We start from the raw sequence: 12,601 nt of genomic DNA, 5'->3' as shown, positions 1-12,601 counted from the left end.
TTTCGTGGCGCATGCCTCTTTTTGCGGCAAAATTCGGTCAAAAACAGACCAAACGGTGACTAAAATTCCTGATAAGACTTGTTTTACTAGCCGAATGGCGACTTGATTATGTTACTATCTGCCCCAATTTATCAGAATAACGTGGTTCTCGTTCCAAGCTGAGAACCAAAGCAGAGATTGAGCCAATCTCTCCTTTCATTAAATAGTTAAGAGAAATGTCATGACGTTCGATTTACAAATGATCCCTCAAACGTTCGATATGCTTCACGCAGGCCTCGCTGCATCAAGCGTTTTACTTCTTCTTATTGCGGTGTCTCGCAAATCTAAAGTGATCGAGAAAGTGGTTGAGAAGCCAGTTGAAAAAATCGTCGAAGTCGAAAAACCTGTCGAAAAGATCGTTGAAGTTGAAAAAGTCGTTGAAGTCGAAAAAATCGTCGAGAAAGTCGTCGAAGTAGAATCAAAACTTGCAACCGCTTCAACCGACTCGGCGATGCAACTCCTTGCGCTAATGCAGCAAGAAGCACGATTGATTGATTTCCTCAAAGAAGACCTGACTTCATTCTCAGATGAAGAAGTCGGTGCAGCCGCTCGTGTTATCCACACCGGTGGTCAGAAAGTGCTTAGTGACTACGTCACACTAGAACATATTCGCAATGAAGACGAAGAGACGCGAATCACTATTGAACAAGGTTTCAACCCACAACAAGTTCGCCTTACAGGTAACGTAACGGGCAGTGCACCATTCCATGGCACACTCGTTCACAAAGGCTGGAAAGCAAGTTCGATGAATCTGCCAAAGCTGGCTGAGAACTATGACGCAACCGTTATTGCTCCTGCAGAGGTAGAGCTGTAATGGAAACGCAAAACATTGCTCAACAACCGACTCAAGAGCCGCTGGCTAAATTTAGTGTGGGTATCGACTTAGGCACCACTCACTGTGTGCTTTCTTACGTCGATACAACCGATGAAAACGCGCGTGTTGAAGTTATGGCGATTCCACAACTAACCGCACCTGGCACCGTGGAGAATCGGAATCAGTTGGGCTCGTTCCTATACCAGCCTCATGAGCACGAGATGAACCCTGTGTCTCGAGTCCTTCCATGGACATCACAGCCAACCGCGCTCGTTGGTGCAATTGCGCGAAATCTAGGCTCAAAAACACCGATTCGTTTGATTGCTAGTGCAAAATCTTGGCTGTGTCACGGTGGTGTAAACCGCCGTGACGCTTTCCTACCCGCAGGCAGCCCAGAAGAGGTTGAAAAAGTGTCACCTCTGCGAGCGACTGAGCTCTATTTAGAGCATCTAAAACAAGCGTGGGATTACAGAAATCCGAATCATCTACTTGCCGATCAGGACGTGACCATCACCGTACCGGCATCGTTTGACCCTGCTGCACGTGATTTGACCGCAGAAGCCGCTCGCAACGTGGGTTTTGTCCACCTTACTTTACTTGAAGAGCCTCAGGCAGCGTTGTACAACTGGATTGATAACAGCAATGACAAGTGGCGCGATGAGGTTTCGGTTGGCGATATCGTTCTGGTTGTCGATATCGGTGGTGGTACAACCGACCTTTCTTTGGTTGAAGTGACTGAGGATGAAGGCAATCTCACCCTGAATCGTATCGCGGTTGGTGAACATATACTCCTTGGCGGTGACAACATGGATCTCGCCCTCGCCTATCGCTTGAAAATGAAACTAGCTCAAGAAGGGAAAGAACTTCAGCCGTGGCAAGTTCAAGCCATGACACACGCTTGTCGCGACGCGAAAGAGGCCCTTCTCAACGATAGCGAGCTACAGTCGGTTCCTATTGTGGTACCTAGTCGCGGCTCTAAGCTGCTAGGCGCAACTTTAAAAACTGAGCTAACACAGCAGGAAGTTCAACAGACCCTTGTTGATGGATTTTTCCCTAAAGTGGCGGTCACTGAACAACCTGTGCAGCGTAACCGTGGTGCTCTAACTCAAATGGGGCTGCCTTACGCTCAGGATGCAGGCATCACACGCCACATCGCCGCCTTTTTAACGAAACAGGCCAATGCTCAAAACGGCGAGAATCCGGCTCAAGACTTCAATCCTTTTGCCAATATGCCTGGCATGGGTGGCAGTGCTCAACCATCGAGTGATTTTATTAAGCCTACTGCTATCTTGTTTAATGGTGGTGTACTTAAATCTAACTTGCTCGCTCACCGTCTTGAAGAGACCATCAATGAGTGGTTGATTGATGCTGACTGTGAAATGGCAAAACGACTCACTGGCGTTGACCTAGATCTTGCAGTCGCAAGTGGTGCCTCTTACTATGGTGCTGTTCGTCGTGGTCAGGGCGTACGTATCCGCGGTGGTATTGCTTCAAGCTACTATGTGGGGATCGAAAGTGCGATGCCAGCCATTCCTGGTATGGCTCCACCAATGGAAGCATTATGTGTTGCACCATTTGGCATGGAAGAAGGTTCTCAAGTTAATGTACCAAGTCAGGAATTTGGTCTGATCATTGGTCAGCCTGTCAACTTCCAGTTCTTTGGTTCTACGGTTCGCCGTGACGATGAGGCTGGGACACATCTTGACCACTGGGCACCAGAAGAGCTAGACGAGCTACCAGAAATTCAGGTAACACTACCCGTCACCGAAGGTCGCCGTGAAGGCGAAGTCGTGCCGGTTACCCTAGCCTCACGCGTTACTGAGCTCGGCACGCTATACCTAGAAGCTATCGCTGCCGACAATGGCCAAAAATGGCATGTAGAGTTTGACGTGCGCGAAGACGCAAGCTCGAATACACAATCACTATAAAAATTTAAGCGGCACCTTTTGGTGCCGCTTTTCCTTATCTCGTAAACAAGGGTTTTGTTCTATGGCATCGCCTCGTTTTTTAGTCGGTATCGATTTAGGTACAACCAATACGGTTGTCGCATTCTGTGAAATTACTGACGACCTACAACATTCCAACGTGTCCCTGTTCGACATTGACCAGCTTATCGGACCTGGCGAAGTGGTTAGAAAGCCGCTTCTTCCCTCTTTTCGCTACCATCCCGCACAGGGTCAGATATCTCCGCTTGATTTGACATTACCTTGGGACGAGCAGCCCGTTGCTGGCGATATTCCCAATGTCATTATCGGCGAATGGGCTCGTGAACTGGGCGCCAAAGTGGAGGGCCGTCAGGTATCAAGTGCTAAAAGCTGGTTATCACACCAAGCGGTCGATCGCCGCTCTGATATTCTTCCTTGGGCAGGAGCAACAGATGTCGACAAAGTATCGCCGGTCATCGCCAGTGCAAGCTATCTCAACCATATTCGACAAGCATGGAACTACCGTCATCCTAGTAATAAGCTGGAAGACCAAGATGTCGTCGTAACCGTTCCTGCATCATTTGACGAAACCGCGCGTAAGTTGACCCTAGAAGCCGCTCAACTGGCCGGACTGGACAAGATCGTCTTACTCGAAGAACCTCAAGCCGTTTGCTACGATTGGTATGCACGCCACCAGCACAGTGCTGCCGATGAATTGAAACAACTGCCCTTAATATTGGTGTGTGATGTGGGCGGTGGTACTACCGATTTGAGTTTAATCGAAGCTCGCTTCAACCCCGATGCCAACCATGACGAAGCACTCAATCTCGATCGTATAGGCGTTGGTGAACATCTAATGCTGGGGGGGGATAACCTCGATCTCGCCCTAGCTCACTTAGCAGAACAGCGATTCAGCCAAAGTAAAAAACTCAATGCAGCTTGCTTAACCAAGCTTATTCAGCAAACACGCAAAGCAAAAGAAAACCTGCTTTCTTCTGACGCGCCTGAAGAAGTTAAAATTACTATGTTGGGTAGCGGTTCCAAGCTGCTTGGTGGCACCAAAAGTATTGCACTCAGCAAAGAGGAAGTTCACCAAATCGCACTCGATGGTTTCTTCCCTCTCTCCGACTTTAACCACACACCCGATAAGAGACGAAGCGCCGTTGTCGAATTTGGCCTGCCTTATGTCGCCGATCCTGCTGTTAGTAAGCACATCGCTGAATTCCTAAATCAACACCAGCAAGTTTCCTATGCCGCACTTAACCAGCAAGATGAATCCCAACCGGCTATCCCTGTAGGGCTTCTACTCAACGGGGGCGTGTTCAACAGTGAACTCGTGACTGAACGTGTGACTAGGCTTCTCAACAACTGGCGAGGTTCGGCGGTTACTGTACTCGACAACCCTCATCCTGACTGGTCTGTCGCACTGGGTGCTGTCGCCTTTGGCAAAGCACGCCGTGGTGCTCAGTTAAAGATTGGTGGTGGTGCAGCCCGTTCTTACTTTTTGCATCTGCAAGAAAAGAACAAAATGGGCAAAGCATTATGTCTATTAGCCAAAGGAACGGAAGAAGGGCATGAAATCCGCTTAAGCGGACGTCGCTTCTCTCTCACTTTGGGTGAGCCTGTTCGTTTCAATCTTCTCACCACGACTCACGATACACTTGCTAACAAGACGGCCATCCAGAACGGTGTTATGGTCGATGTCGATCCTGACCTATTTGCGCCTCTTCCCCCTTACATCTCTACTTTGCAAGGCGAAGGGGTTGAACTGCAGGCTAACCAAAAAGAGCGTGTTGAAGTGCAATTGGCTTGCCAGTTGACGGAAGTAGGCACACTTAAAATGGAGTGTGTTCATACTGAGGATGACACCAAGCGCTGGGCTGTGGAATTCGAAGTCCGTAATCAAAAAGCCGAACAAGACCAACAGCAAGCACTGCATCCTCGATTGAATGAATGCAAAGAGCTGATTGCTCGCATCTACAGTGGCAATAAAAAAAGCGCTGAATCGAATGAAATTAAGACACTCGCGAAAGATTTAGAGAAAAAACTGGGTAAGCGCGACGATTGGGACTTCACCACGCTGCGTCAGTTGTTTGATTCCTTTGCACTCGGCCGCAAACGTCGACGTCGCTCAGAGCAACACGAGAAAAACTGGCTTCGTCTTGCGGGTTTTGCGATGCGACCTGGCTTTGGCGATGCCACTGACTCTTGGCGGATCGAGCAAGTGTGGGGACTCTACCAGCAAGGTATTCAATTCAAAAACCATCAGGGATGGACTGACTGGTGGGTATTCTGGCGTCGCATCGCTGGTGGATTAAACCAAGAACAGCAGGAAACGATTTTAGCAGACATTGCAAAATACCTTCATCCAGGCGCGATGAAGAACCCTCAATCAGCGAAAGCAGCGCAAGATATGGGCTATGAGTCCATGGTTCGCTTGGCAGCCTCTCTTGAGCATCTTGAGGTCGAAGATAAGGTTTTACTTGCGTCATGGTTTTTAAGCAAGGCCATCAACTTTAACCAGTTTGAACAGGCTCACTGGTGGGCGCTAGGTCGACTCGCATCACGTACTCCCCTTTATGGCAGCCAACACGCCGTCATTTCTCGCGAGCAAGTGGAACAGTGGTTACCTAAATTACTTGAACAAAACTGGCAGAAAGAACCAATGATCGCTTTTGCTGCGGTGATGATTTGCCGCAAGACGGGCGATCGCCTATTCGATATTAGCGACGATGTCCGAGCTCAAGTCATAGCGAAGCTAAAACAGAGTAAGGTTCCCGACTCATGGCTCCTTCTGGTTGAACAGGTCAAGGCGTTGTCCGACAGTGAATCCAAACGAGTATTCGGTGACGCACTTCCAAGTGGTCTGACACTGGTTCACCACTAACCAGATTGCAGACAGCCTTATGCTTGGCTGTCTGCATCAAACATTCCTCTAGCCAGCTACTGAAATTACTCGTAATATCTTCTTTTTACGACGTAAACAGCGCATGAAAAAAGAGAACTTAATCGGCTTACTCACTGCCTCAGTTAGTCTGCTGGCACTTATCTACCTGCTTGCGGGCGATTCTCACTTTCCGATCATTCAATGGCCTTATCAAGCGCTTCAGGGACTGGTCTTCTCCTTTGTATGGGGATTCGGTGTTTCCGCCGGTCTCGGTTACGCTTATTCCATTTTGCTCACACTCGGTGTGTGCATCATTTTCTTCGCTATCGGGCATAAGTTGACGCGAGTCCTCACAAGCAGTAGGAAGTAGACGCTTGTTACATTTTAACTAAGGAGAGTAATATCGTTATTCGATCAGCCACATGGATGCTTGGCACCTTGTTCTCTTTCTGCTTGATGGCCGTTGGTGCTAGAGAGTTAAGTGGGCAACTCGGCACTTTTCAGGTTTTGTTTTTCCGTGGTTTGATAGCCTTAACGATCATATCCATCGTCATCCTAGTCACTCAGCAACAGCACTTAATTTATACCAACCGACTAAAGCTTCATACGGTACGCAATCTCTTTCACTTCGCAGGTCAATACGGGTGGTTTATTGGTATTGGCTTGCTTCCTCTTGCTCAAGTATTTGCCATTGAATTTACCGTCCCCCTGTGGACAGCGATTATTGCCGCCCTATTTTTAGCAGAGCAACTCACCAAGCGTAAGCTAGTCGCTATGACTTTGGGGTTTGTTGGCGTGCTTTTCATCGTCAAACCAGGATTCGAAATCGTGACTCCCGCAGCATTAATCGTGCTCGCGTCAGCCGTTTGCTACGCCGTATCTCACTCATCAACAAAATCCCTTGCTCGCACAGAGCACCCACTAACGATATTGTTTTTGATGTGTTTAATTCAGTTGCCAGTGAGTTTCTCACTCGCCGTCCCTGATTGGCAATTTCCCGCAGGCAGCCAATGGTTTTGGCTAGCCATTATTGGGGTGACGGCCCTCTCCGCCCACTACTGTATGACCAAAGCACTTCAATTAGCCGATGTTTCCATCGTAGTGACGATGGATTTTTTGCGTTTACCTGTTATCGCTCTGGTGGGCGTTGTTCTCTATGCAGAAGAATTCCAAATCTCACTTCTGGCTGGCGCATTACTGATGTTAGCGGGCAATCTGATCAACCTATACCAAGAAAAACGCCCCTCTCATGTACCAAGAGTGTCCCTCAGAGAGCGTTTACGTAACAGAATTTAACCTATTGAGTAAGTTCCGTATTTTTTGCCGAAATGTTAACTCATCCCCAACCTAGGTCAACGGAGATTTATATTGATGAAAAAATCCGTTAAGCTCCACACCATAAGTTAGTTAGGATCAAATTGTTGTTGGTTAGTCGCTCTATCATGATCGCATTCATCGTTACATTGGCTCTGCTCTTTAGCAGCGCTATCGTGAGCGTGCAAGCTAGCGAACCTAACGCTGAGTCAACATTTTTATCCTTAGACAGCAGTAAAAACCACTACCAGATCCACCCTGTTCAATGCCCTAAACTAGTGAGCTATAGCCAAGCTTCCGGTCATCATTGTTGTGCTTCAATCTGCCTGCTCAAGTTATCAACGACGCAGTCTATTTCTATCGGTGTTCAAGAAATACCGACACTGACCCCTCGCTATCTTGATGATATTGGCAAGGCTATCACACGTTCAAAAACCTTATTTCGTCCTCCTATCACTTAAACCTAGATTCAATTTTCCTGCCTCCCACTGTAAGGCAATCTATCTATTTACTTATTGAATTCATTAGGAATAAGCAATGAAAAAAATATTATTATTCTTCACTACTATGATGTTTTCGCTTGCTGTAAACGCTGCGCAATTTGAACAAGGCACTCACTACAAAGTGTTGGAAGAACCAAAATCATCAACCTCGAAAGTAACCGAGTTCTTTTCCTTCTACTGCCCGCATTGTTACAACTTCGAGCCAGTGATTAATCAGTTGAAAGCGAGCCTTCCCGAGGGCACAAAGCTAGAAAAAGTACACGTTGCCTTCATGGGGAACGACATGGCTGTGCCTATGGCAAAATCATACGCCACCATGGTTGCACTAGACGCTGAGGAAACCATGGTCCCCGCTATGTTTAAACAAATCCATGAACTGAAAGCTCCTCCTAAAGATGAGCAGGCTCTTCGCCAAGTGTTTGTTGACAATGGTATCGATGGTAAAAAATTCGATTCTGCGTATAACAGTTTCGTCGTTAATTCAATGCAACGTGGTTTTGACAAACAGTTCAACAAGAGCACGCTAACTGGCGTGCCAGGGGTTGTGGTCAACAATAAGTATCTCGTTAAAACAGAACAGATCGGCAGCTTCGAAGAATACAGCCAGTTGGTCAACTACCTACTCACACTTTAAACTTGAAAATATACGCGAAAGCCAGAGCGACACTGCTCTGGCTTTTTCACTTTCGACGCCCCGCTAGCAGCGTCCTTTTTGGGCTTGACCTGGCGGACAGAAGGTTGAGTTTGAGTCGGAGCTTGACGATGACTCTTTATTCGAAACCTTAACTTCAACATCGCGATACTCACCTTCGACACGGTTAATTTGGCAACCAGAAACAAAAATACTCACCGCAAGCGTTAACCATAAATTTTTCATTCTTTGAACTCCTATTTTTTGCGCAGACTTTAATGCCTTGTGGCGCTACTATGTCATTGAGCGGTTAACTTGTGTTTTGCTCTGGTCAGAAGCGCAATTATTAAAGGAGACGATCACATTGGCTTTGGAAAAATTTGATGACATTTACCATCGAGCGGCTCAGCGTAAAGGTGGTGAACAGCAGTTGGAATCCTTGCTATCTCGCCCGTTATCTGCCGAGCAACTGCGGAAAATCGGTGATGACCGTTGGTTTTAAAGTTGAGCCCTTATTGATGCTGTCTGATGAGCAATGGGACAATAAAGCCGCAAATCCAAGCATCATTCGCCATCACGCTAAAATCAGGTCAATACAGGCCAATGCTCTAATGATTCATGAGGCGGCATTGGAGCATGGTACGTTCGCAAACATGGTCGCTGACTGGCCGAGATCAGTTAGACCATCGCCTACAGTACTGGTGACAATCGAATCAGTTCGTCGCCACTGTTCACGCGTCATTCTATATAGGCAATGACGCTTAAGCTCATGACCAGTCGGCAATTTCGGGTGGTCAAAATCTTGCCCAGTGTTGAGCATGCCTATTTTTTCCATCACTCTTTGCGAAGGAACATTGGTCAAAGCTGTAAATGAATAAACCTGTTCAAGGTTAAGTTGCCTAAACGCATAATCTAACGCCGCACAAGCCGCTTCAGGGGCGTAGCCTTTCCCCCAGTGATGAACATCAAGTCGCCAGCCAATCTCAACCAATGGTGCATTAGGGATTCCACTGTCTTCTGCTTGCTGATGCAAGCCAACGAAGCCGATAAACTCTTGAGTCTGTTTGATCTCCAGCGCCCAAAATCCCCACCCGTTTAGATTGATAAGTTGACGCAAAACGTCCAGCTGCGAATCACTTTGCTCACTAGTGAGGCGTGAGGGGAAATAGCGCATCACTTGTGGATCTGCATTCAATCGGCGATAAGGTTCTCTATCAGACTCACGCCACTGGCGAAGGATCAGTCGTGATGTTTCTATCATATATTCCTCTTACCTGCTGACTATCTTTATCCTTGCCTTAATCACTGAGGAAGCCTAATCCTCTAGAGTTTTCAGTACCTTTTGACACAGGTTTTTTAGGACGATGAGCTCTTCAAGTTCTAATGGGATTTTGCACTTCATTTCTGCTGGAATCTGTAATGCTTGCTGCTGTAATTTGGCTCCAGAGTCAGTCAGTTTTAGTACTCGTACTCGTTCATCTTGCTCGCTACGTCCACGTATAACAAACCCTTTGCTTTCTAAGCGTTTCAGAAGCGGCGTTAAGGTGCCTGAATCTAGGTGTAATCGACTACCGAGATCCTTAACATTGATACCATCACTCTCCCACAACACCATCATCACCAGGTACTGCGAATAGGTAAGATCTAAGTTCTCAAGCAATGGCCTATAGGTACGGATCACCGCATTGGCAGGCCGTAATGGTCAAGTTAAAACAGACGATGGATTACTGGATTTAGAGCTTTCTTACCCTAAAGAGATGGGTGGCGCTGGTCTTGCCACTAATCCAGAACAATTATTCGCAGCCGGGTACTCTGCCTGTTTTTCTAACGCCATTCTTCACGTTGCACGAGAAGCAAAAGTTGCCTTGAAATCCGCCCCAGTGACAGCTCAAGTGGGTATTGGCCCGAACCAACAAGGTGGTTTCGCATTAACGGTAAGTTTAGTGGCAACGTTAGCGCTACCTCAGGAGCAAGCACTTGAGTTAGTGAAAGTGGCTCATCAAGTCTGCCCATATTCAAATGCTGTTCGTGGTAATATTGATGTTGCGGTTACAGTCAATGGCGAAGCGATTTAAACATGTTAAAACAATAATGCCGACCTGAGGTCGGCATTATTAGTTTTTCAGGGTAATTCTATGACTGGTAGGTTTTTCGCAGCTCCTTAGCAGCAAGAACCATGTTCGTGAGTGACGCTTCCGTCTCTTTCCAGTTACGCGTTTTGAGACCGCAATCTGGATTTCCCCATAGACGTTGAGCCGGAATTTTCTCAGCGGCCTTGTTAATCAACCCCTCAATCCACTCTTTACTCGGAATGTTAGGCGAGTGAATGTCATACACGCCAGGGCCAATCTCATTCGGGTAGTTAAACTCTTCAAATGCTTTGAGAAGCTCCATATTTGAGCGCGACGTTTCAATGGTGATCACGTCAGCATCCAGCGCTGCGACAGAATCAATGATTTCGTTAAACTCTGAGTAACACATGTGGGTGTGGATCTGAGTCTCTGGTTTGGCACTAGCCGCTGAAATCTTAAACGCATCGACCGCCCATTCAAGATACGCTTTATGGTCACGCTTTTTAAGCGGTAAGCCTTCACGAATTGCAGGTTCATCGATCTGAATAATGTTAATACCCGCCTCCTGTAGGTCAGAAACTTCATCACGCAGCGCAAGTGCCAATTGCTCAGCAATCTGTTTCCGCGAGATGTCCTCACGCGGAAACGTCCAACATAGAATTGTCACTGGCCCCGTTAACATCCCTTTCATCTGTTTCGATGTTAATGATTGTGCATAGGTCGACCATTCAACGGTAATTGGTTTTTCGCGCTCAATATCGGCAACAACAATGGCTGGCTTAACACAACGTGAACCATAGCTTTGTACCCAACCAAATTGGGTGGTCTGGAAACCCGCTAGATTCTCAGCAAAGTACTCAACCATGTCATTACGCTCCGCTTCACCGTGTACCAGTACGTCAAGATCTAGCGCTTCTTGTCGCTTCACTGCATCAGCGATATGACCTTTGAGCGCTTGGTGGTACTCAGGCTCAGACAGTTTCCCCGTTCGATAAGCACTGCGTTGTACTCGAATTTCGCTCGTTTGTGGAAATGAGCCTATTGTGGTCGTAGGGAAAAGCGGCAAACCCAAGACTTCACTCTGATGCGCGGCGCGCTCCACATAGGGTGCACTGCGCTCTGCCAGAGACTTTGTAATCTTGTTGAGGCGGGATTGCACCTGTGGTTTGTTAACGTGCGTTGCGGTCTTACGCGCTTGAATTGGCGCACTGTAAGTATCACACGCTAAGATCGCCTCATGATCACCATCTAAAGCTTTACCCAACAACGCCACTTCCGTCACCTTCTGTTTGGCAAAGGCAAACCAACTAGCGACCTCCTCACTCAGGTTTGACTCTAGTTCTAAGTCAACAGGGCTGTGTAACAGTGAGCACGACGTTGCCACCCAAAGTCTCTCTCCGAGCGTCTCTTTCACTGGTTGCAATAACGCAAGCTGTGTACTGAGATCGGCACGCCATACATTACGACCGTTGACCACACCCGCAGATAAAATCCAGTTTTGTGGTAAATTTTTTGCCACAACATCTAGCTGTTCTGGAGCCGCAGATAAATCGATATGTAAGCCGTCCACTTGCAGTTCAACAATCTTATCAAGCGTATCAACGACCGAATCAAAATAGGTAGTAAGCAACACTTTAACGTCACTACGAATCACCTGATAGGCAAGTTTGAACGAGTCTTGCCATGCTTTATCCAGTTCAAGCGCTAAGATTGGCTCATCTATCTGTACCCACTCAACACCTTGCTTTGCAAGTTTTGCCAAGATAGCTTGATAAGCCGTTAACAGGCGAGGAAGCAGTGACAAACGGTCAAAGCCTTCGTCCACTTCTTTGCCTAAGTACAAGTAGCTTAATGGGCCAAGCAGCACAGGTTTAACGTTGTGACCCGCTTTAATCGCTTCATTAACTTCTTCAAACAGCTGGGGCCAGCTTACTTCAAAACTGTCATCCTTGCTGAACTCAGGTACGATGTAGTGGTAGTTAGTGTTGAACCATTTAGTCATATCTGACGCCGCATGACCACTACATCCGCAACTTGCCTGAGATTGACCTCGTCCGACCTTAAAAAGTGTATCAAGATCAGGGAATCCATCTCGATGACGCTTAGGTACATGACCAAGGAGCAAAGTGGTCGTCAGAACGTGGTCATACCAAGCAAAATCCCCTGCCGATACAAAATCCAGCCCCGCCTCTGCTTGTGTCGCCCAGTTATTATGACGCAGTGTTGAACCCACTTGTTTCAGTTCAGCCTGATCAATTTCTCCGCGCCAGTATTTTTCGAGCGCGAATTTCAGTTCGCGTTTTTCACCAATTCGCGGGTAACCAAGAATGTGTGTCGTTGTTGTCATGTCGTGATTCCTTTTGATTCTGTTTCTAGCGTCTGTTTGTGCATTTACAACATCATTAAGATGTCTGGA

At 47.2% G+C, this 12,601-nt stretch carries 10 protein-coding genes and 3 pseudogenes; 9 read left to right on the top strand and 4 right to left on the bottom strand.

The annotated features are described in order from the left end of the window. Nucleotides 1-220: 220 nt before the first annotated feature. The 7 genes from QTN94_RS04100 to QTN94_RS04070 all read left to right on the top strand — a co-directional run bounded on the left by QTN94_RS04100 (nt 221) and on the right by QTN94_RS04070 (nt 8,116). Complete coding sequence (locus QTN94_RS04100; protein WP_138973271.1) at nt 221-853, top strand: DUF2760 domain-containing protein; 633 nt, start codon at nt 221-223, stop codon at nt 851-853. After that, on the top strand, nt 853-2,781 hold the full coding sequence (locus QTN94_RS04095; protein ID WP_331426976.1) for an Hsp70 family protein: 1,929 nt from the start codon (nt 853-855) through the stop codon (nt 2,779-2,781). The genes QTN94_RS04100 and QTN94_RS04095 overlap by 1 nt, the downstream gene beginning before the upstream one ends. 61 nt (nt 2,782-2,842) lie before the next feature. Further along, complete coding sequence (locus QTN94_RS04090) at nt 2,843-5,665, top strand: Hsp70 family protein (protein WP_331426975.1); 2,823 nt, start codon at nt 2,843-2,845, stop codon at nt 5,663-5,665. A 103-nt stretch (nt 5,666-5,768) separates the two neighbouring features. Beyond that, entirely contained in the window at nt 5,769-6,035 is a 267-nt protein-coding gene (locus QTN94_RS04085) for a hypothetical protein (RefSeq protein ID WP_331426974.1), read from the top strand. A gap of 56 nt (nt 6,036-6,091) precedes the next feature. Continuing rightward, nucleotides 6,092-6,961: a DMT family transporter gene (locus tag QTN94_RS04080; RefSeq protein WP_331426973.1), complete on the top strand. Its 870-nt coding sequence runs from the start codon at nt 6,092-6,094 to the stop codon at nt 6,959-6,961. A 125-nt stretch (nt 6,962-7,086) separates the two neighbouring features. Continuing rightward, nucleotides 7,087-7,440 carry a hypothetical protein gene (locus QTN94_RS04075; protein WP_331426972.1) on the top strand — a complete coding sequence of 118 codons (354 nt, stop codon included), beginning with the start codon at nt 7,087-7,089 and terminating at the stop codon, nt 7,438-7,440. A gap of 76 nt (nt 7,441-7,516) precedes the next feature. Then, nucleotides 7,517-8,116, top strand: coding sequence for a thiol:disulfide interchange protein DsbA/DsbL (locus QTN94_RS04070; protein ID WP_138973276.1), 600 nt, complete (start codon nt 7,517-7,519; stop codon nt 8,114-8,116). Between the two features lie 63 nt (nt 8,117-8,179). Here the strand turns inward: QTN94_RS04070 and QTN94_RS04065 are convergent, their stop codons facing one another. Next, complete coding sequence (locus tag QTN94_RS04065; protein WP_331426970.1) at nt 8,180-8,359, bottom strand: hypothetical protein; 180 nt, start codon at nt 8,357-8,359, stop codon at nt 8,180-8,182. A gap of 118 nt (nt 8,360-8,477) precedes the next feature. Here QTN94_RS04065 and QTN94_RS04060 point away from each other — a divergent pair. Then, nucleotides 8,478-8,787, top strand: a pseudogene (locus QTN94_RS04060) (DNA-3-methyladenine glycosylase I); the annotation flags it as partial. Nucleotides 8,788-8,837: 50 nt separating this feature from the next. Here QTN94_RS04060 and QTN94_RS04055 read toward each other — a convergent pair. Both QTN94_RS04055 and QTN94_RS04050 read right to left on the bottom strand, forming a co-directional pair. After that, nucleotides 8,838-9,374 (bottom strand): annotated as a pseudogene (locus QTN94_RS04055) (GNAT family N-acetyltransferase); the annotation flags it as partial. 54 nt (nt 9,375-9,428) lie between these two features. Then, nucleotides 9,429-9,803, bottom strand: a pseudogene (locus tag QTN94_RS04050) (MarR family winged helix-turn-helix transcriptional regulator); the annotation flags it as partial. Here QTN94_RS04050 and QTN94_RS04045 point away from each other — a divergent pair. After that, nucleotides 9,790-10,188 (top strand): organic hydroperoxide resistance protein, encoded by a 399-nt coding sequence (locus tag QTN94_RS04045; protein WP_331427017.1) that lies wholly within the window; start codon nt 9,790-9,792, stop codon nt 10,186-10,188. The pseudogene QTN94_RS04050 and the gene QTN94_RS04045 sit on opposite strands and share 14 nt — an antisense overlap. Before the next feature lie 58 nt (nt 10,189-10,246). On the opposite strand, the gene metE is transcribed toward QTN94_RS04045, so the two are convergent. Continuing rightward, nucleotides 10,247-12,532 (bottom strand): 5-methyltetrahydropteroyltriglutamate--homocysteine S-methyltransferase, encoded by a 2,286-nt coding sequence (metE, locus tag QTN94_RS04040; protein ID WP_331426968.1) that lies wholly within the window; start codon nt 12,530-12,532, stop codon nt 10,247-10,249. Nucleotides 12,533-12,601: the final 69 nt, after the last annotated feature.

Source organism: Vibrio sp. M250220 (genome assembly GCF_036533795.1).
Lineage (GTDB): Bacteria > Pseudomonadota > Gammaproteobacteria > Enterobacterales > Vibrionaceae > Vibrio.
This window is presented reverse-complemented; position numbering and strand designations above follow the sequence as displayed.

Bases quoted from the DNA above. Each gene is read 5' to 3' on its own strand.
- QTN94_RS04100 (WP_138973271.1), top strand. From the start codon at position 221: ATGACGTTCGATTTACAAATGATCCCTCAAACGTTCGATATGCTTCAC.
- QTN94_RS04095 (WP_331426976.1), top strand. From the start codon at position 853: ATGGAAACGCAAAACATTGCTCAACAACCGACTCAAGAGCCGCTGGCT.
- QTN94_RS04090 (WP_331426975.1), top strand. From the start codon at position 2,843: ATGGCATCGCCTCGTTTTTTAGTCGGTATCGATTTAGGTACAACCAAT.
- QTN94_RS04085 (WP_331426974.1), top strand. From the start codon at position 5,769: ATGAAAAAAGAGAACTTAATCGGCTTACTCACTGCCTCAGTTAGTCTG.
- QTN94_RS04080 (WP_331426973.1), top strand. From the start codon at position 6,092: ATGCTTGGCACCTTGTTCTCTTTCTGCTTGATGGCCGTTGGTGCTAGA.
- QTN94_RS04070 (WP_138973276.1), top strand. From the start codon at position 7,517: ATGAAAAAAATATTATTATTCTTCACTACTATGATGTTTTCGCTTGCT.
- QTN94_RS04065 (WP_331426970.1), bottom strand. From the start codon at position 8,359: ATGAAAAATTTATGGTTAACGCTTGCGGTGAGTATTTTTGTTTCTGGT.
- metE (WP_331426968.1), bottom strand. From the start codon at position 12,532: ATGACAACAACGACACACATTCTTGGTTACCCGCGAATTGGTGAAAAA.